Source organism: Amycolatopsis nalaikhensis (genome assembly GCF_030264295.1).
In the GTDB taxonomy this organism is placed as follows: Bacteria; Actinomycetota; Actinomycetes; order Mycobacteriales; family Pseudonocardiaceae; genus Amycolatopsis; species Amycolatopsis nalaikhensis.
Genome location: NZ_CP127173.1, coordinates 3,795,145 through 3,812,072 on the forward strand (window position 1 = coordinate 3,795,145; position 16,928 = coordinate 3,812,072).

A 16,928-nucleotide genomic window follows, 5' to 3' on the forward strand; every position below is an offset into this window, starting at 1 on the left:
GGTTCTGCTCCGTCGTGGTGGTGACGAGCCCGGAGGGGCACAGGTAACCGATGGAGGAAGCATGGCAGCACGGCTCAAGGATTCGGGCGATCCCGAGGTGTTCGGGGCGATCCAGCAACTGGTCAAGGCGGTGCAGGCCGGCGGGGTCGACCCGCTGGTGCTCGACCTGGTCCACCTGCGGGCCAGCCAGATCAACGGCTGCAGCCCGTGCGTGTACGGCGGCGTCCAGTCGGCGAAGCGCCGTGGCGAGACCGAAGAGCGGCTGCACAACGTCGTGGCGTGGCGCGAGACGCCGTTCTACACGGAGGCCGAGCGGGCGGCGCTCGCGCTGACCGAAGCCGCCACCCGCCTCCAGGACGGCGCGCCCGGCGTCACTGACGAGATCTGGGCGGCGGCCGCGAAGCACTTCGACGAGAAGCAGCTGTCGGCGATCACCCTGAACATCGCGCTCGCGAACTTCTTCAACCGGATCAACCGCACGACCGGGCAGCAGGCGGGCAAAACCTGGTGAGCACGGCGGGGCGCCGGTCGGGCGCCCCGCCGCTCCGGTCAAGCCGGGGTGATGATGTACGCGATGCCGCCGGGGCCGCTCGCGACGCTCCCGTCGGCGCGGTACCGCTTCGTCCGCTGCCAGATCTTCTCGAACTGGTCGCGCTTGTAGATGTTGCGCACCCGGTCGTTGCTGCTCGACGCCGGGTCGTTCGCGATCACGTCGCCGTCCTTGGTGAAGCCGACCACCACCATGATGTGCCCGGCCGTGCCGTAGCCCGCGCCGTCCAGCTCGGACGCCAGGAATGACTGGGACGTGATCACCGGGATGCCGCGGACGATGTAGTCCTCGAGCTCGTTCAGCGAGTGCAGGCGGGTGATGTGCCCACGCAACCCGCGCGAAGCCGCATACGCCGTGTTGAACGGCCAGTTGCCCGTGCCGTCGTACGCGTGGTCGTAGGTGTAGCGCGCCGCGAACGCCACCGACGGGTCGACGTAGTCCGCCGGGATCCAGCTCATCTCCGCCGCCGACGGCTTCTTGCCCCAGTACTCGGCCACCATCTCCGTCGACGTCGGGCTGCACCAGGCCTCGCCGCCGCCGCCGTACTGCGGGAACTGTCCCTTGTGGAGGTTCTGCGCGTACGCCGGCACCTTCAGCTCGATCCCCGTCGCGCGGCCCGGCTTCGTCGGCTGCACCTCGAAGCGGTCCGGCACCGCCGACGTCATCGCGCCCAGCAGCGACACCGACGGCGTCGCGCCCGACCCGGCTTCGCGGTAGAGGCTGATCCGCAGCTTGTACGACTTCAGCGTCACGCCGGTCTTCATCACCAGCGTGTCGACGTCGACCGCGGCGTTCGCGTCGTCCTGGCCGTCGACGCTGGTGCGCAGGATGTCGGCGTCCCCGCTGGCCCAGCGGCCCATCACGTACCAGCCGGTCTCCGCGCCCGCCGACGTCCGGCCCTGCGCTTCGACCTGCAGCCACGTCTTCGCGGGCGTCCGCGCGTTCCACGACGCGACCAGCTGCGTCGCCCCGAAGCCCTGCCGGTACGACGGCGACGTCCACTGGCTGTACTCGTACGTCTTCGTCGTGCCCAGCTCCGGCTCGGTGTGCTCCACCGTGCCGACCGGGTTCGTGATCCGCAGCCCGTCCCTGGTCAGCGCGAGCCCGGCGAAGTCGCCTTCGTGGAAGCGGCCGCCCGTCCACTCGTGGTAGTCGATGGCTTCGTCGTTCCGCGGCCCCGCCTCGGCGACCTGCGTGGTTACAGCTGTCAGCACGACAACCGACAATAAAGTGAACAGACTGCGTACCCGCATCCCGGCTCCTCGCTCGACCCACCCAGTAGGCAGGGATTTTCGCCGGTCCGGCCGGGTATGTAAACAGATGTCTAGAGGACAGCCTGGGTCTGTGTCACTTTCGCGACCAACTTCCCGTCGTCGTCGTGGATTTCGGTCTCCACCACGACGAACTTGCGCCCGGCGTGCAGTGGTCTGGACGACGCAACGGCGTAGCCCGAACGCACGGCGCGCAGGAAGTTCGTCTTCGATTCGACGGTCGTGGTGCCCTGGCCGCCTTCGGGCAGGTTGAGGAACGCGCACACGGCGCCGGTCGAGTCGGCCAGCGCCATGAGCGCGCCCCCGTGCAGCGCGCCGCCGAGCGTGCAGAGGCTCTCGTCCCACTTCAGGCGGCTGCGGACGAGCGCCGGTCCGTGCTCCAGCACCTCGACGCCGAGGCGTTCGGAGAACGGCATGGAGCGGTGGAAGAGCTGCGTGCCCTCGGGATCGGTCATGCCCGCAGCTTGCCGCAAACCCCGCCGCGCGGCGATTACCTCGCAGGTAGTCGTGAGTGTTTAGGGCGGTTAGAACCGCCCTAAACACTCACGAGGCGTCAGGCGAGCGGGTTGACCAGGAGCAGCTCCGTGTTGTGGTCGGCGGCGTCGCCGACGCGGCCGAGGTCGGTGTGGATGTCGTTGTAGGACAGTTCCCGGTAGAGCGACGCAAGCGCTTGCGGCGTCCGGGCGTCGTAGTCCACGGCGTACGGCGCCTCGGCCTCGATCAACGTCGTGAACAGCGACAACGTGCCGTCGGCGTTGTCCGCGACCTCGACGATCCGGGCGTGCTGCGGGAAGTCGACGTGCGACGCCGTGTTGATCTCCCAGAAGCCCTGCTGCGGCGTGTTGCCGGCGTGCGGCGTGATCTGGTTGCGGTGCGTGTGGCCGTTGACCCAGGCGAGCACGTTCGGGAACCGCTTGAGCAACGCGACGAACGCGTTGCCGTCGAGGCGCGGGTCGAGCAGGTGGCGCGAGTCCGGCAGCAGGTTGCCCATCGAGCCGCTCGTGTGGTGGCTGAACAGGATGAACAGCTCATCGGTGACGCCGTGGGTGACCTTGCGGCCGAAGAAGTCGTAGTAGGTCGAGCTGTTGCGCTTGAGCGTCGACTCGACCCAGTTGTACTGCGCGAGCCCGATCGAGCCGTCCGCGAACCCGGCGTCGGTCGTCGTGTCGAGGCTGATCCCGGTGATGCCCGGCGCGATCCGGAAGGTGTAGTAGACGTTCTGGCCGTCGGCGTTGGCGCTGGTGAAGCCGTGCCCGACCGGGCCGGGGCCGGTGTTGGCGGCGTCGAGGTGCGCGCGGACGAACTCGCCGGTGCTGAACGGGCGGCGCCGCGCGTCCGGCGTGACCTCGCGGATGGTGCCGGAGCCGCCGAACAGCTCGGCGACGGGCACGCTCGAGCCGCTCTCGATGGCCGTGGCCAGCTTCTTCGCGGTGGTCTCGTCCTTGCCGATGACCTTGTACTTGCCGGTGTACCAGGCGTCGATGCCGGGGATCCGCGCGGGCAGCGAGCCGACGATGCTGTCGTCGTGGTTGCCGAAGGTGCAGTACCAGGGGACGTCGAGGCCGGGCGCGGTGAACGTCTTCAGCGCGGCTTCGAGCAGGCCCGGGATCTGCGGGAAGCCCTTCGCGGTGTAGTCGTCGCCGCCCGGTTTGCCGGGGTTCCAGAACTCGTGGTTGCCGGAGTTCTGGACGCCTTCGTAGGTGTTCGTGTCGCCGGAGTTCGGGGTGACGCTGCCGCCGTTGAGGACCTTGAGGAACCAGTCGAGCTCGATCAGCTCGTGGTTGTCGGTGTTGTCGCCGGTGGTGACCATGAGGTCGAACGGCCGCCCGGTGAACGGGCCCTGCCGCACGCTGTTGACCCGCTCGACGAGCGCGCTGGTGGCGACGGTGCCGAGCGCCTCCTGCGGCCGGTGCGCGGAGCCGATGAAGGGGTGCAGGTATTCGAAGCGCGCGGGGCTTTCGGTGTCGGTGATGTGCAGGTCGGTGAACTGGACGAAGGCGCTGAGGGCGCGCCGCCGGTCGTCGCGCCCGCTCTGCGGGGTGGCGAGATCACTGCGGACGACGAGCGGCCAGCCGGGCCCGGCGGACAGCCGCGAGTAGGTCGAGGTGCCCCCACCGGCGGCGACCTGTTCGAGAGTGGTGCCGGCGGTGCTGACCGAGCGGGTGCTCGTGAGCCGCAGGGCGCGATCGAGGGCGTTCGCGGCGGGCGTGCAGAGCAGGAGCCCGAGTCCGGCGGCGCCCGCGGTGGCGACGGTGCGCCGGGTGAGTTCGGCCATGTGTGTTCGCTCCCCAGTCTTCTCCGGGGTGAACGTGAAAAACATTCACCGTGACAGTTCAGTCCACCCTGTCACAGGAGTCGAGGCGGGGTGTACCGCCGAAGGTCGTGGTCAATTCCGCCGCTCTGGTCAGCAGGCGAGACCGCACGCGGTTCCGGCCGCGGCGAACAGGCCGAAGAAGAACAGCATCACGATCAGCGCGGGGATGACCGCGAGGATCCCGCAGATCAAACCCGCGATGCCCATGCCCTTGCCGGTGTAGCCGGGCCGGCCCGCCTGGACCATGCCGGCCCACGACAGGCCGATCGCGAGGAAGCCGAGGAGCAGGTCGACGAACGGGACCCAGAACGTGACCAGGGCGATGATGCCCACGACCATGCCCGCCACCGCCATGCCGCTGGTGGTCAGCGGCTGGTACGCGCCGTACGGCTGGGCGCCGTAGACCGGTTGCGGTCCGTACGCCGGGTACGGCTGGCTCACGTACGGCTGGACCGCGTACTGCGGCGCCGACGGCGGGTACCCCGGCTCGGCCGGGGCAGGGAGCTGCCGATCCGGCTGGTAAGGGTCGTAACTGGTCACCGTTCCCCCACTCTGTCCGTCCCCGGCGAAGTCGCCCGGACGGCCCCCCACGTTACTCAGCCGGTAAGGCCCGACTCGGTCACCCCGCGCACCAGATACCGCTGCAGGAACACGAAAAGCAGCACGATCGGCAGGATCGACACCGCGGCCGCCAGGAACAGCAGGTTCAGCTGCGGGTTCTGCGCCGTCAGCAACCCCGACAACGCCACCTGGACCGTCCACGAATCGGGTGACTGGGCGATGATCAACGGCCACAGGAACGCGTTCCAGCTGCCGATCACCGTGATCACCGCGATCGCCGCGAAGAACCCCTTCGAATTCGGGACCACGATCCGCCAGAACACGCCCCAGCGCGTCAGCCCGTCCACCCGGCCCGCCTCCTCCAGTTCGCGCGGGAAGTCCAGGAAGTACTGCCGGAACAGGAACACGCTGAACGCGCTGAACAGCCCCGGGATGACGAGCCCGCGGAAGTCCGACAGCCAGCCCAGCGACGACACCACCACGAAGCTCGGCACGAACGTCACCGACGTCGGGATCATCAGCGTCGCCAGCACCGCGTAGAACACCGCGCGCGAATGCCGGTACGGGATCCGGGCCAGGCCATACCCCGCCAGCGAGCAGATCACCAGCAGGCCGGCCGTCTGCGACGTCGCCACGATCGCCGAGTTCAGCAAGCTCCGCGCGAACGGGACGTCGGACGAGGAGAACAGCCGCGAGAAGTTCTCCCAGTGCACTGTGGACGGGAAGAACGTCCACTGTGGAGCCGTGATCTCCGCGCGCGATGCCAGTCCGTTGCGCAGCAGCAGGTAGAACGGCAGCAGGAAGAGCGCCGCTGCCACCACCAACGAAGTCCACCGGAAGAACGCCCTCACGACGCCCTCCCGAAGCGGAGCACCCGGCCCTGCAGCAGCGTCACCAGTGCGATGATCAGTGCCAGGATCACCGCGCCCGCGCTGCCGCGGCCGAGGTCCTGCCCGCCCGATCCCAGCGACGTGTAGTACAAGTACACCAGTGGCGGCCGCGCGAACGGTGGGTAGCCCCGGGCGTCGCCCATGATGTTGTAGAACTCGTCGAACGCCTGGTACGCGTTGATCAGGTTCAGCAGCAGCACCGCCACCGCCGTCGCGCGCAGCTGGGGCAGCGTCACGTAGCGGAACACCTGCCAGCCCGGCTTCGCGCCGTCCAGCCACGCCGCTTCGTAGAGGTGCCGCGGGATGCGTTGCAGCGCCGCGATGAACAGGATCATGTAGAACCCCAGCTGCAGCCACAGCCGCGCCGTCACCAGCACCACCCAGTACAGCGGCGGGTGCACCGTTCCCGTCCACGCCACCGGGTCCGCGCCGAACCAGCCGAGCACCGTGTTCGCCAGTCCATAGCGGACACCCGAGAACAGCGACGTCTTCCAGATCAGCGAAGCAACGACGTACGAGCACGCGAACGGCAGGAAGAACACCGACCGGAAGAACGCCCGCGCGAACCGCAGCTGGTTGACGCCCACGGCCAACGCCAGCGACAGCACGAACGTCAGCGGCACGATGAACACCGCGAACACGCTGAACGTCCCCAGGCTCGACAGGAACGGCTCGTCGGTGAGCATGTGCCCGTAGTTGTCCAGCCCGACGAACTCCGTCGGCGTCACCGTGTTGCGCGCGTCGAAGAACGACAGGTACGCGCTCCAGCCGATCGGCAGGTACGCGAAGATCGCCAGCCCGATCAGGAACGGCCCGACGAACAGCCAGAAAGCGCGCGCGTCGCGCCGCTTCATCCGAAGAGGCGCTTAAGCTCGGCCTTCGCGACCTCGACCGCGGTCTTCACCTGCGCTGCCGGGTCCGCTCCTTCCTTCGCGATCTTCGCGGCCGCGTCGGACAGCGCCGTGTTCGACTGCTGTGTCCACACCGGACCGCCGACCAGGTGGCTGTTCTCCTTGACGAACCGCGCCGCGTCGGCGGCCGGGCCCGCCTTGAGGTTGTCCGCGCGGTCGATCAGGCTCTGCCGCGCCGGGACGTGGAAGCCGTACTTCGTCGCGAACTCCAGCTGGTCGGCCGTGTTGTCCACCCACAGCCACTTCACGAACGCCTTCGCCTCGGCGACGTGCGCGCTCTTCGCGTTGACCATCGCGCCGTACGCGCCGACCGGGACCGACGGCGCGCCGCTGCCGTCCAGCTTGGGGAACGGCAGCACGCCGAAGTCGTCGTCGAACGCCCGGCGGATCTTCGGCACGTTCCACAGCCCGGTCCACTGCATGGCGGCGAGCCCGTCGATGAACGCGCCCGGGTCCGACCAGTCCGACGGCGCGCCCAGCAGCAGGGAACCGTTGGCGTTCAACGTGTGCAGCTTCGCCAGCGCGGTCGCCGCGCGCGGGTCGTCGAAACCGACCTCGCGGTTGCCGTTCTTCAGGTAGTCGAGCCCCGCCGACCACAGCAGCGGGCCGGTGAGCACGCCGACGCCGCCGTCGTTGCCCGCGAAGAAGCCCTTGACGCCGTCCTTGGTCAGCTTCGCGGCCGCGTCGATCAGCTCGTCGACCGTCTGCGGCGGCTGCACACCCGCGGCCTGCAGCAGGCTCTTGCGGTAGAAGAGCACCTGCGTGTCGGTGGCCTGCGGGATGCCGTAGACCTTGCCTTCGACGGTCTGCGCCGCCAGCACCGCCGGGCTGAAGTCGGCTTTCACCGGCGCGATGACGTCGTCGAGTGAGACGACCTGGTTCTGCCGCACCCAGTCGATCTTGACCTGCGCCTCGAAGACGTCCGGCACCTTGCTGTTCTGCAGCGCGGTGACGATCTTCGAGTCGTAGTCGCCGGGGTTCCACTGCACGTTGACGGTCGCGGCGGGGTAGCTCGCCGCGTAGCGCTTCACGGCTTCCTGGACGCCGTCCTCGCCGTAGGCGTGGTACCACTGCTGGAGCGTGACCTTCGGCGTGTCCGACGGCGGCGGCCCCGCCGAATAAGCCGTCGAAGGCGGCGGGTCACCCTGCCGCCCGGTGTTCGACCCGCACGCCGTCGCCAGCGCGCCGACACCCGCCAGGGCCAAGAACTTGCGCCTGTTATGCATCCCCAGAACCCCTCCGACGTGCTCTGAAGGCCACCATGAAGGCGCTAGGGTCCCTCATGGTGGCCCGCAGAGGCATGAAGACTCGCCGGAGATTTACCCGTTAGAGCTGGGCGATGTCGAGCTTTCCCTCGGAGTAGGACGCGCGGATCCGCTTCTTGTCGAACTTGCCGACGCTCGTCTTGGGCACTTCGTCCACGAACGTCCAGTTCTCCGGCAGCTGCCACTTCGCGACCTTGTCGGCGAGGAAGTCGCGCAGCTCCTCGGGCGTCGCCGTCTGGCCCTCCTTGAGCACGACGGCGACCAGCGGCCGCTCGTCCCACTTCTCGTCGGGGATGCCGACGACCGCGGCCTCGGCCACCGCCGGGTGGCCCATGACCTGGTTCTCCAGGTCGACCGACGAGATCCACTCGCCGCCGGACTTGATGACGTCCTTGGCGCGGTCGGTCAGCGTCAGGTAGCCGTCGGGGCTGATCTTGCCGACGTCGCCGGTGCGCAGCCAGCCGTCGTGGAACTTGTCGGGGTCGACGTCGGAGCCGCCGTAGTACGAGCCCGCGATCCACGGGCCCTGGACCTCGAGCTCGCCGACGGCCTCGTTGTCCCACGGCAACGGCTCACCGGAGTCGCCGATCAGCCGCGCGCGCACGGACGCCGGGAAGCGGCCCTGCGTGTAGCGGTACTGCCAGGCCTCTTCGCCGGTGGCGCTCGCCGGCGGCCGGGCGACGCTGCCCAGCGGTGACGTCTCCGTCATGCCCCACGCGTGCAGGATCGACACCTTGTGGCGCTCCTCGAAGGCGTGCATCAGCGACGGCGGCACGGCCGACCCGCCGACGACGACCTCGCGCAGGTGCGAGATGTCCTGCGGGTTCGCCTCGAGGTGGGCGAGCAGGCCCTGCCAGACGGTCGGGACCGCGCCGGCGAACGTCGGCTTCTCCGCGGCCAGCATCGCGGCCAGCGGCGCGGGCTGCAGGAAGCGGTCCGGCATCAGCAGCGATGCGCCGACCATCAGCGCCGCGTACGGCAGGCCCCACGCCATCGCGTGGAACTGCGGCACGATCGCCAGCGCCTTGTCGCTTTGCGCGAGGTTCATGCTGTCGCTCATGCAGACCTGCATGGAGTGCAGCCAGATCGAGCGGTGCGAGTAGGCGACGCCCTTGGGATCACCCGTCGTGCCCGACGTGTAACACATCGCGGCCGCCGAGCGCTCGTCCACCACTGGCCAGTCGAAGGTGTCCGGCTGGGCGGCCAGCAACTCGGCGTAGGAGTGCACCTCGACGCCGTCCGGGGCTTGCAGGGCCGCGGCGTCGCCGTTGGCCACGATGACGTGCCGGACCGTCTTGAAGTGCGGCAGCTGGGCCGCCAGGAGCGGGACCAGCGTGCCGTCGACGATGACGACCTGGTCCTCGGCGTGGTTGGCGACGAACACCAGCTGTTCGGGGAACAGCCGGATGTTCAGGGTGTGCAGCACCGCGCCCATCGCCGGGACGGCCAGGTAGGCGGCCAGGTGCTCGGCGTTGTTCCACATGAACGTGCCGACGCGCTGGTCGCCGGTCACGCCGAGGCTCCGGAGCGCGTTCGCGAGCCGCGCGGCGTTGCGGCCGAGGTCGCCGTAGCTCTCGCGACGCGCTTCTGAACCGGTCCAGGTGATGACTTCGCTCGCCGAGTGCACCGAGGTGCCGTGTTTGAGCAGGTTCGCCAGCGACAGCTGGCCGTCCTGCATGGTGCTCAACATGGTCGCTCCCGGGGGTCGTTCGCCGGTGAACTGGGGTTGCGCCGACTCTAGTGCGGATCGGGTGAAGCGGGCATGGTCAACAACGGCTCCGTTCGGTCACGGTCGTCGCGCGATCGGGCGACGAGCGAACGGTGATCATGATCGACAATTTTTGCGGTTTTCGTTGTGGGCAAGGAAATGCGCGCCGGAACCCGGTGTAGTGGAGGCTTCACTTCCGGGTGAGTCGGGCCACTCTGGACGCTTCTTGGGAGCGTTTCCGCAGGCCGGAGCGGGTTGCCCGGTATCACCTCCGGGGGTAATAAGTGCGTGTCGGTTGCACGGCCACGAAGCCGGTGGCGTTTACTGGGGCCGTGGTAAGAGACGGCTGGCCAGCGCTTGCAGGAGCAAGCACACACAAAAGCCGTCGGCCGCGAAAGCGGAGACCTGAGAGGAAAGGACTACTACGTTGGCTCTGCCTACGTTGACTCCGGAGCAGCGCGCCGAGGCCCTGGCCAAGGCCGCCGAGGCTCGCAAGGCGCGTTCGGAGCTGCTCGCGTCGATCAAGTCCGGCAAGGAGAGCATCGAAAAGGTGCTCAAGCAGGCCAAGGAGAACAAGACCATCGGGAAGACGAAGGTCACCCAGCTGCTGAAGGCCGTCCCCGGCCTCGGCGCGGTGAAGGTCGCCGCCCTGCTCGAGCAGGCCGGCATCGACCCGGACCGGCGTGCGGCCGGCCTGGGCGAGCGCCAGCGCGAGGCGCTCATCGACGCGCTCAAGTAGCCCGTCACCAGGGAGCTCCCGCGAGGGGAGTGTCGTCAGCGACACTTCCCTCGCGGATCTCCCGAAGCCTGGGACGCTGGTCTGGTGAGCTCACCTGACCCGGCGACCCCGGCACTCGACCTCGCCGCCCGCTACCAGCGTGGCGACTTCCTGTTCACGACGGCCCAGCGCGCGCTCCTGGCGCAGGGCACCCTCCGGACCGTGACCGAGACGGACCCCCGGCGGCTCGCCTCGGCGATCCCCGGTGTCCTGGCCGAGACCGGTGCCCCGCTGGCCGTCGGCGTCCTGCCGTTCGACACCGGGCCCGACACGAAGGTGCCGGGCCACCTCGTCGTGCCCCGGACCGTCCACCGGGCCGAGGGCGCGCCTTCGCTGCCGCGCGAGGTCCTCCCGGCGCCCGTGCGCGTCCGTGCGGTGCCTTCGCCGGAGCGGCACATCGAGTCCGTTCGTGCCGCCGTCATCGCGTTGGACTCTCGTGGCCTGCGGAAAGCCGTCCTCGCGCGCGCCCTGGACCTCGAGTTCGACGCGCCGGTCTCCGCCGAGCGGATCGTGCGCAACCTGGCCGTGGGCAATCCGCGGCACTTCACGTACGCCGCCGAGCTGCCCGGCGGCCGGTCCCTGGTCGGCGCCACGCCCGAGCTGCTGCTGCGCCGAACGGGCCGCACGGTGTTCTCGTCACCGCACGCGGGCTCGATGCCCCGCTCGGCCGACCCGGCGACCGACCGCGCGAACGGCGAGGCCCTGCGGACGTCCCGCAAGGACCAGCTCGAGCACGCGGTGGTGATCGACTACGTCGTCGAGGCGCTGCGGCCGTTCTGCCGGACGCTGGACGTCCCGGCGGGGCCGGAGCTGGTCACGACACCGGCGATCTGGCACCTGCGCACCCCGATCACGGGCGAGCTGATCGACCCGGAGATCACGGCTTTGGACCTCGCGGCGGCGTTGCACCCGACCCCGGCGATCTGCGGCACCCCGACGGAGGGAGCGCGTGAGCTGGTTCAGGAGCTGGAGCCGTTCGACCGCGACTACTACGCGGGAGCGGTCGGCTGGGTGGACGCGGCGGGCGACGGAGAGTGGGCGGTGGCGATCCGCTGCGCGGAGATCGCGTCCACGTCGATGCGGCTGTACGCGGGGGGCGGGATCGTGGCGGCGTCGGACCCGCGGGCGGAGCTGGACGAGACGACGGCCAAGTTCCGCACGCTGCTGGCGGCGATGGGCCTGGAGGACCTCACCGGAGTCTGACGGCCCCGAGCGCCCCAATGTGGCGTTCGGTGCGTCAGACGCACCGAACGCCACATTGGGTGCGTTGGACGCAACCAACGCCACATTGGGGCGCTTGAGCCGGGTGCTACGGGACCCAGTGCTCCTCGGTCACCGAGAGCTCGTCGGTGGTCAGCACGGCGATGGCCGCTCGGTAGCCGTCCGCGGCCTTCAGGTCCGCCAGCCGGGTCGTCGCCGGGTCCAACGCCGCGTCTCCTGACGACACCAGGCGGGCCGGTTCGTCGTAACGCGAGAACGTGATGCTCTGCAGCGGGATGCGCAGCCCCTTGCCCGTGGCCTTCATCACCGCTTCCTTGCGCGTCCAGTAGACGAAGAACGCGCGCGCCTTCTCCGCGTCGCTCAGGCCCGTCAGGTGCGCCGCCTCGGCCGGGCTCAGCGCGTACTCGATCAGGCCGTCGTCCGCGCGGCGGCCCGCCGTCTCGACGTCCAGGCCCACCGGGACCGACGGGGTCGCCGCGACGCCGATCAGCTCGCCCGAGTGCGAGATCGACAACGTCAGGTCCGCGCCCGGGATCCGGGGCCGCCCGTGGGGCTTGCCGCAGTCTTCGCAGGTCGCGTCGAACTTCACCGCCTCGACCGCCAGGCCGAGCCGCTCCGCCGCGACCGTCTTGGCCAGTACGCGGCCGGTGAGGAACCGGCGCTTGTCCGCGTCCTGCCGGTACGCCTCGAACCGCCCCTGCTCGACGTCGTCCAGCAGGCGCAGGAAGCGCTCTTCGGCGGGCAGCGGGGGCGACCAGCGGACCACGATCTCCATCACGCCCCCGATCTTCCCGGGCGGCCGCCCCCGTTGTCACGATTTCCGGCCGAGGTCTGGGGTTACCCGGCACTCAGGAGGTACCCTGTCGCTAAGCGAGCGCTTAGTCATGTAGGAGGAGCGGCGAGGTCATGGATTTCTCTCTCAGCACCGAAGAACGTGAAGTGCGCGACTGGGTTCGCACGTTCGTCCAGCGCGAGCTGATCCCGCTCGAACAGGAGGTCCTGCGGCGCGAGCGCGCGCACCAGCCCGGCCTGACCGGCGAGGAGCTCAAGGACCTCCAGCTCAAGGCGAAAGAATCCGGCTTCTGGGGCGTGCTGACCCCGGAGGAATACGGCGGCATGGGCCTGTCCGCCGTGATGGCCGCGCTGCTCGAAGCCGAGCTCGGCCGCACCTTCGTGCCGTTCCGCTTCGGCGGCGCCGCCGACAACATCCTGTTCCACGCCAACGAGGAGCAGAAGCGGACCTACCTGCTGCCGACCATCTCGGGCGAGCGCAAGTCGTGCTTCGCGATCACCGAGCCGGGCGCCGGGTCGGACGCCAAGGCCATCCGGACCACCGCCCGCAAGGACGGCACCGACTGGATCATCAACGGCGAGAAGACCTTCATCACCGGCGGCAACGAAGCCGACTTCACCATGGTCTTCGCGATCACCGACCCGGAGAAGGGCGCGAACGGTGGCGTCACGTGCTTCCTCGTCGACCGCGAGGCCGGCTGGAAGTCCGAGTACATCGACACCATGGGCGAGTGGGGCCCGGCGTCGCTGATCTTCCAGGACGTCCGCGTCCCGGAGACGCAGATCCTCGGCGAGGAGGGCCGCGGCTTCGAGCTCGCCATGCAGTGGATCGGCCAGGGCCGCTACCTGCTGCCCGCCCGCGCGATCGGCTCGTGCGAGCGGCTGATCTCGATGGCCATCGAGCACGCCAACACCCGCGAGACGTTCGGGCAGAAGATCGCCGAACGCCAGGCCATCCAGTGGATGATCGCCGACTCCGGCGTCGAGCTCGAGGCGCTGCGCTGGCTCGTGCTCAACGCCGCCTGGCAGGTCGACCAGGGCATGGACTCGCGGCACGCGCAGTCGATGGCGAAGCTGTACGGCGGCCAGAAGGCCAACGAGATCGTCGACCGCGTCCTGCAGATCCACGGCGGCATGGGCTACACGCGGGAGCTGCCGGTCGAGCGGTGGTACCGCGAGCTGCGGCTGCTGCGCATCTACGAAGGCACCGACGAGATCCAGCGCCGCACGATCGCGCGCAACCTGCTCAAGGGGCACGTGAAGGTCGGCGGCGTGCTCGGCTGAGCCCGCCCGGAAACGCGAGAAGCCGTCAAGACCGCCTTTCCCGGCGGTCTTGACGGCTGTCGGGCCTGCTTACTTCTTGTTGCGAATGGCGATCGGGACGCCCGCGAGGTCTTCTTCGTTGCAGAGGAGCTTCACGTCGTAGTACGGCGAACCCTTGCGGTCGTCGTAGTCGAGGTGGATGGCCAGGACGTCGAGCGGCTCGCCGAGCCACTCCTGAGCCTGACGTAGCCACTTGGCGCAGCGCTCCAGAGCCGCGGGGAGATCGTCGTCACGGAACTCGACCGGGCGATAGGGGACATCCTGCACCTGATCGCGGGGGTGTGCCGGCGCCGGGAGGCCCGGCGCGAGACCCGAGTCGTCCAGTTCCAGTTGGATCGTTTCCTCAGTCACCCTTCGAGCGTCCCCCACCCGCGCCGTCTGAGCAAGGCGTACACAGGTAAAAGCGCCGCTAAACGGACATGCCCCACTCTTTCGCGACGATTTCCCGGCACCGTCGCAAGTCACCGACGCCCGGCGGAGACGTGCAGCCCATGGCCCTCGACGCCAGCTCCGCGTAGTGCTCCGCGAGCTCCTCCAGCGTCAGCGGGCCGCGTGGTGAGTACCACCGCGCGACCCCGCTGCACATCTCCAGCAGCGCCAGCCGGGTCACCGCCGGGTGCTCCACACGGAACACCCCGGCCGCGACGCCCTCGTCGATGGCCGCGGCCCACAGCCGTTCGTAGGCGTCGCGCAGGGCCACCACCGGCTCGCGCGCGGCCGGGGAGAGCACGTCGACTTCGTTGTCCACCACCCGGGTTTCCGCCGGGCCGACGGCGTGCGCGAGGACGTGCAGCGCGACCAGCGTGCGCAGGCGGTGCACCGGGTCGGTGCTGCCCGCCGTCGCCTCGCGGGCGGCGTCCAGCAACCGGTTCAGCGCCGTGTGCATGATCTCGGCGAGCAGATCCTCCTTCGTGCCCATGTAGTGGTACAGGCTGGCCGAGGAGAGTTCGGCCTCCTGCGCCAGATCCCGGATGCCGGTGCCGTGGAAGCCCTTGGTGGCGAACAGTTTCACCGCCGCCGCGCGGACGCGCTCCCGGCTGGTCACAGCCATGCCGCCGCCTTCGCGTCCCACGACCCGGCGCGCGGGTCGGCCACCTTCCGCAGCTCGCCCTTCGCGACCCGCTCCGACGGCGTCATCGGCAGCTCGTCGGCGAACGCCCAGAACCGCGGAACCTTGAAGTAGGCCAGTTTTCCGGCGCAGAACTCGGCCAGCGCGGCCGGCTCCGGACGTTCGCCGTCGCACACGACGTACGCCTTGATCTCCTCGCCGCGCAGCTCGTCCGGCACCGCGACGACGGCCGCCAGCCGGACCGCCGGGTGCAGCAGCAGCGCGCGCTCGACCTCGTCGGCGGAGACGTTCTCGCCGCTGCGGCGGATCATGTCCTTCGTGCGGCCGACGTAGTAGACGCGGCCGGCGTCGTCCATCCGGGCGAGGTCGCCGGTGTGGAACCAGCCGCCCTCGAAGGCCCGCGCCGTCGCCTCGGGATCGTCCAGGTAGCCGTGCATCAGGCCGATCCCGCGGATCAGCAGCTGCCCGGTTTCCCCGCGCGGCAACGGCTTCCCGTCGTCGCCGGCGATCATCACCTCGCGGTCGCGGCTGGGGCGTCCGATGCAGCCGGTGCCGACGGTCTCGTCGTGGTCGGCGGCGGTCATCCGGATGTCGCCGCCGGTCTCGGTCATCCCGAACGCCTCGTACCACGGCACGCCCCAGCGCGCCTCCAGCTCGGCGTGCAGCTCGTGCGGGATCGCGGACGCGCAGATCGCCCGGACGCGGTGGTCGCGGTCCGCTTCGGACGGCTCCTGCCGCAGCAGCAGCGTCGGCATCAGGCCGAGGCAGTAGAACCACGTGACGCCGTGCTCGCGGACCTTCGCCCAGAACGTGCTGGGGTGGAACCGGTCCAGCACGACGAGCGTCGCGCCGCTGGCGAGCCCGAGCGCGACGTTCCACTGTGGATCGATGTAGTGGAACGGCTGCGCGGTCAGGATCACGTCGTCTTCGCCGACGGCGGGGAAGTCGGTCGCCAGGCTGATCGCGAGCGTCGTCCAGTATCGGTTCGGCAGGACGCAGCCCTTGGGCGCACCGGTGGTCCCGGAGGTGTACTGGACGTTCACCGGCGTCTCCGGCACCGGCGTGAATCCCGAGCTTTCACGTGAAAGCTCGGGCCCCAGGTGGGAGCTTTCACGTGAAAGCTCCGCCGGGGTGATGACCTCGGTCAGGCCGATGCGGTTGAGCAAGTCCGTGAACTCTTCGGCGGCGACGACCAGTTTCGCGCCGGAATGGCGGAGGACGTGGGCGCCGTCGAACTCCTGGTAGTTCGTGTTGACCGGGACCAGCTGCGCGCCGATCTTGGCCAGCGCGAGCCACGTCAGCGGGAACGCGGGCACGTTCCGCAGCATCACCGCGACGCGGTCGCCCACGCCGATGCCGCGCTCGGTCAGCGCCGCGGCGAGGCGCGAGCTTTCGCGGTCGATCTCGGCGAAGGTGAACTCCTGACCCAGGTGGTCGAAGATCCAGGCCGTGCGGTTTGGCCACAACTCGGCGGCCCGCGTGACCAGCTGGTGCAGGGTCCCGATTTCGGCGAGCGGCGTCACGTCCGGCTCCGGAAGGCCTCCGTGGACGCGGCGACCGCGGCCGAGTGCTCGGTGATGAGGGCGTGGCTGACCTCGAGTTCCAGTGCGGGCTCGAGGTCCGTGCTCGCGTCCAGGACGCGCTTGGCCATCGCCGCCGCCTCGGGCGGGTGCTCGGCGATCCGCTTGGCCCAGCTCAGCGCCTCGGCCTGCAGCTGATCGGCCGGGAAGGCGGCGTTGACCAGGCCCAGCTCGGCGGCCTTCCGGCCGTCGACGCGCTCGCCGAGCAGCAACAGTTCCTTCGCCTTGAGCGGGCCGACCAGCAGCGGGAGCAGCCGCGACGCCGCGCCGGTGACGCTCAGGCCCAGTGAGACCTCCGGAAACGCGAAAACGGCGTCCTCGGCGGCCAGGATCAGGTCGCAGCCGAGCGCGAACTCCGCGCCCGCGCCGATCGCGTAGCCGTGCACCGCCGCGATCACCGGCTGGCGCAGCCCGCGCAGGCGCCGCGTCACGTCCTGCAGCCGGTCGAGCCGCGCGCGTGAGTCACCCGCGGGGGTGGGTTCCTTGAGGTCGTGCCCGGCGCAGAAGGCCCGCCCGGTGCCGGACAGCACGACGACGCGGGCGTCACTGCGGGCGGCCGCGTCGAGCGCGGCGAGGAAGTCGTCGACCAGCACGGCGGCGACCGCGTTCAGCCGCTCGGGCCGGTTGAGCCGGATCTGCGCGATGCCGTCCTCGACGGCGAACTCCACGGTGGGCATGAGGGCGATGCTAGACGT

General features: G+C 69.7%; 17 protein-coding genes. 4 read left to right on the top strand and 13 right to left on the bottom strand.

Annotation, left to right across the window (positions count from 1 at the left end):
• Window positions 1–61: 61 nt before the first annotated feature.
• Window positions 62–511: a carboxymuconolactone decarboxylase family protein gene (locus QP939_RS18875; RefSeq protein WP_285458096.1), complete on the top strand. Its 450-nt coding sequence runs from the start codon at window positions 62–64 to the stop codon at window positions 509–511.
• Between the two features lie 38 nt (window positions 512–549).
• On the opposite strand, the gene QP939_RS18880 is transcribed toward QP939_RS18875, so the two are convergent.
• From QP939_RS18880 to QP939_RS18915, 8 genes are all read right to left on the bottom strand, one after another.
• Window positions 550–1,803, bottom strand: coding sequence for a C39 family peptidase (locus QP939_RS18880; protein ID WP_285458097.1), 1,254 nt, complete (start codon window positions 1,801–1,803; stop codon window positions 550–552).
• Between the two features lie 71 nt (window positions 1,804–1,874).
• Window positions 1,875–2,276: a PaaI family thioesterase gene (locus QP939_RS18885; protein WP_072476116.1), complete on the bottom strand. Its 402-nt coding sequence runs from the start codon at window positions 2,274–2,276 to the stop codon at window positions 1,875–1,877.
• Window positions 2,277–2,374: 98 nt separating this feature from the next.
• Window positions 2,375–4,096: a TIGR03767 family metallophosphoesterase gene (locus QP939_RS18890; protein ID WP_285458098.1), complete on the bottom strand. Its 1,722-nt coding sequence runs from the start codon at window positions 4,094–4,096 to the stop codon at window positions 2,375–2,377.
• A gap of 129 nt (window positions 4,097–4,225) precedes the next feature.
• The gene (locus QP939_RS18895) at window positions 4,226–4,675 is read right to left on the bottom strand and encodes a DUF4190 domain-containing protein (protein ID WP_285458099.1); all 450 of its coding nucleotides are present in this window, start codon (window positions 4,673–4,675) and stop codon (window positions 4,226–4,228) included.
• A gap of 56 nt (window positions 4,676–4,731) precedes the next feature.
• Complete coding sequence (locus tag QP939_RS18900; RefSeq protein ID WP_285459789.1) at window positions 4,732–5,514, bottom strand: carbohydrate ABC transporter permease; 783 nt, start codon at window positions 5,512–5,514, stop codon at window positions 4,732–4,734.
• A gap of 29 nt (window positions 5,515–5,543) precedes the next feature.
• The gene (locus QP939_RS18905; protein WP_285458100.1) at window positions 5,544–6,440 is read right to left on the bottom strand and encodes a carbohydrate ABC transporter permease; all 897 of its coding nucleotides are present in this window, start codon (window positions 6,438–6,440) and stop codon (window positions 5,544–5,546) included.
• Window positions 6,437–7,723 (bottom strand): ABC transporter substrate-binding protein, encoded by a 1,287-nt coding sequence (locus QP939_RS18910; RefSeq protein ID WP_285458101.1) that lies wholly within the window; start codon window positions 7,721–7,723, stop codon window positions 6,437–6,439. Before QP939_RS18910 ends, QP939_RS18905 begins: the two co-directional genes overlap by 4 nt.
• Window positions 7,724–7,823: 100 nt before the next feature.
• Complete coding sequence (locus QP939_RS18915; RefSeq protein WP_285458102.1) at window positions 7,824–9,452, bottom strand: long-chain fatty acid--CoA ligase; 1,629 nt, start codon at window positions 9,450–9,452, stop codon at window positions 7,824–7,826.
• A gap of 445 nt (window positions 9,453–9,897) precedes the next feature.
• Between QP939_RS18915 and mihF the strand changes: the two genes are divergently transcribed.
• Both mihF and QP939_RS18925 read left to right on the top strand, forming a co-directional pair.
• Window positions 9,898–10,209: an integration host factor, actinobacterial type gene (gene mihF, locus QP939_RS18920; protein ID WP_051767699.1), complete on the top strand. Its 312-nt coding sequence runs from the start codon at window positions 9,898–9,900 to the stop codon at window positions 10,207–10,209.
• 84 nt (window positions 10,210–10,293) lie between these two features.
• Entirely contained in the window at window positions 10,294–11,451 is a 1,158-nt protein-coding gene (locus QP939_RS18925) for an isochorismate synthase (protein ID WP_434219654.1), read from the top strand.
• A 106-nt stretch (window positions 11,452–11,557) separates the two neighbouring features.
• Here the strand turns inward: QP939_RS18925 and QP939_RS18930 are convergent, their stop codons facing one another.
• Window positions 11,558–12,244 carry a 4'-phosphopantetheinyl transferase family protein gene (locus tag QP939_RS18930; protein ID WP_414641737.1) on the bottom strand — a complete coding sequence of 229 codons (687 nt, stop codon included), beginning with the start codon at window positions 12,242–12,244 and terminating at the stop codon, window positions 11,558–11,560.
• A gap of 131 nt (window positions 12,245–12,375) precedes the next feature.
• On the opposite strand from QP939_RS18930, the gene QP939_RS18935 reads away from it, so the two are divergent.
• The gene (locus QP939_RS18935) at window positions 12,376–13,545 is read left to right on the top strand and encodes an acyl-CoA dehydrogenase family protein (RefSeq protein WP_285458104.1); all 1,170 of its coding nucleotides are present in this window, start codon (window positions 12,376–12,378) and stop codon (window positions 13,543–13,545) included.
• Window positions 13,546–13,614: 69 nt separating this feature from the next.
• Here QP939_RS18935 and QP939_RS18940 read toward each other — a convergent pair whose 3' ends face one another.
• From QP939_RS18940 to QP939_RS18955, 4 genes are read right to left on the bottom strand one after another with little or no spacing between them, the layout of a single operon-like run.
• Entirely contained in the window at window positions 13,615–13,935 is a 321-nt protein-coding gene (locus tag QP939_RS18940) for a hypothetical protein (protein WP_206785157.1), read from the bottom strand.
• Between the two features lie 58 nt (window positions 13,936–13,993).
• Window positions 13,994–14,635, bottom strand: coding sequence for a TetR/AcrR family transcriptional regulator (locus tag QP939_RS18945; RefSeq protein ID WP_434219655.1), 642 nt, complete (start codon window positions 14,633–14,635; stop codon window positions 13,994–13,996).
• A complete protein-coding gene (locus tag QP939_RS18950; protein WP_285458105.1) occupies window positions 14,626–16,176 on the bottom strand; it encodes an ATP-dependent acyl-CoA ligase in 1,551 nt (516 codons plus the stop codon). The genes QP939_RS18945 and QP939_RS18950 overlap by 10 nt, the downstream gene beginning before the upstream one ends.
• Window positions 16,173–16,910 carry an enoyl-CoA hydratase/isomerase family protein gene (locus QP939_RS18955; protein ID WP_285458106.1) on the bottom strand — a complete coding sequence of 246 codons (738 nt, stop codon included), beginning with the start codon at window positions 16,908–16,910 and terminating at the stop codon, window positions 16,173–16,175. Before QP939_RS18955 ends, QP939_RS18950 begins: the two co-directional genes overlap by 4 nt.
• Window positions 16,911–16,928 lie beyond the last annotated feature (18 nt).

What these genes read in the sequence shown, in the direction of transcription:
- QP939_RS18945 (WP_434219655.1), bottom strand. Translation starts at nt 14,635, where the DNA reads ATGGCTGTGACCAGCCGGGAGCGCGTCCGCGCGGCGGCGGTGAAACTG.
- QP939_RS18890 (WP_285458098.1), bottom strand. Translation starts at nt 4,096, where the DNA reads ATGGCCGAACTCACCCGGCGCACCGTCGCCACCGCGGGCGCCGCCGGA.
- QP939_RS18880 (WP_285458097.1), bottom strand. Translation starts at nt 1,803, where the DNA reads ATGCGGGTACGCAGTCTGTTCACTTTATTGTCGGTTGTCGTGCTGACA.
- QP939_RS18955 (WP_285458106.1), bottom strand. Translation starts at nt 16,910, where the DNA reads ATGCCCACCGTGGAGTTCGCCGTCGAGGACGGCATCGCGCAGATCCGG.
- QP939_RS18910 (WP_285458101.1), bottom strand. Translation starts at nt 7,723, where the DNA reads ATGCATAACAGGCGCAAGTTCTTGGCCCTGGCGGGTGTCGGCGCGCTG.
- QP939_RS18885 (WP_072476116.1), bottom strand. Translation starts at nt 2,276, where the DNA reads ATGACCGATCCCGAGGGCACGCAGCTCTTCCACCGCTCCATGCCGTTC.
- QP939_RS18930 (WP_414641737.1), bottom strand. Translation starts at nt 12,244, where the DNA reads ATGGAGATCGTGGTCCGCTGGTCGCCCCCGCTGCCCGCCGAAGAGCGC.
- QP939_RS18905 (WP_285458100.1), bottom strand. Translation starts at nt 6,440, where the DNA reads ATGAAGCGGCGCGACGCGCGCGCTTTCTGGCTGTTCGTCGGGCCGTTC.
- QP939_RS18875 (WP_285458096.1), top strand. Translation starts at nt 62, where the DNA reads ATGGCAGCACGGCTCAAGGATTCGGGCGATCCCGAGGTGTTCGGGGCG.
- QP939_RS18915 (WP_285458102.1), bottom strand. Translation starts at nt 9,452, where the DNA reads ATGTTGAGCACCATGCAGGACGGCCAGCTGTCGCTGGCGAACCTGCTC.
- QP939_RS18935 (WP_285458104.1), top strand. Translation starts at nt 12,376, where the DNA reads ATGGATTTCTCTCTCAGCACCGAAGAACGTGAAGTGCGCGACTGGGTT.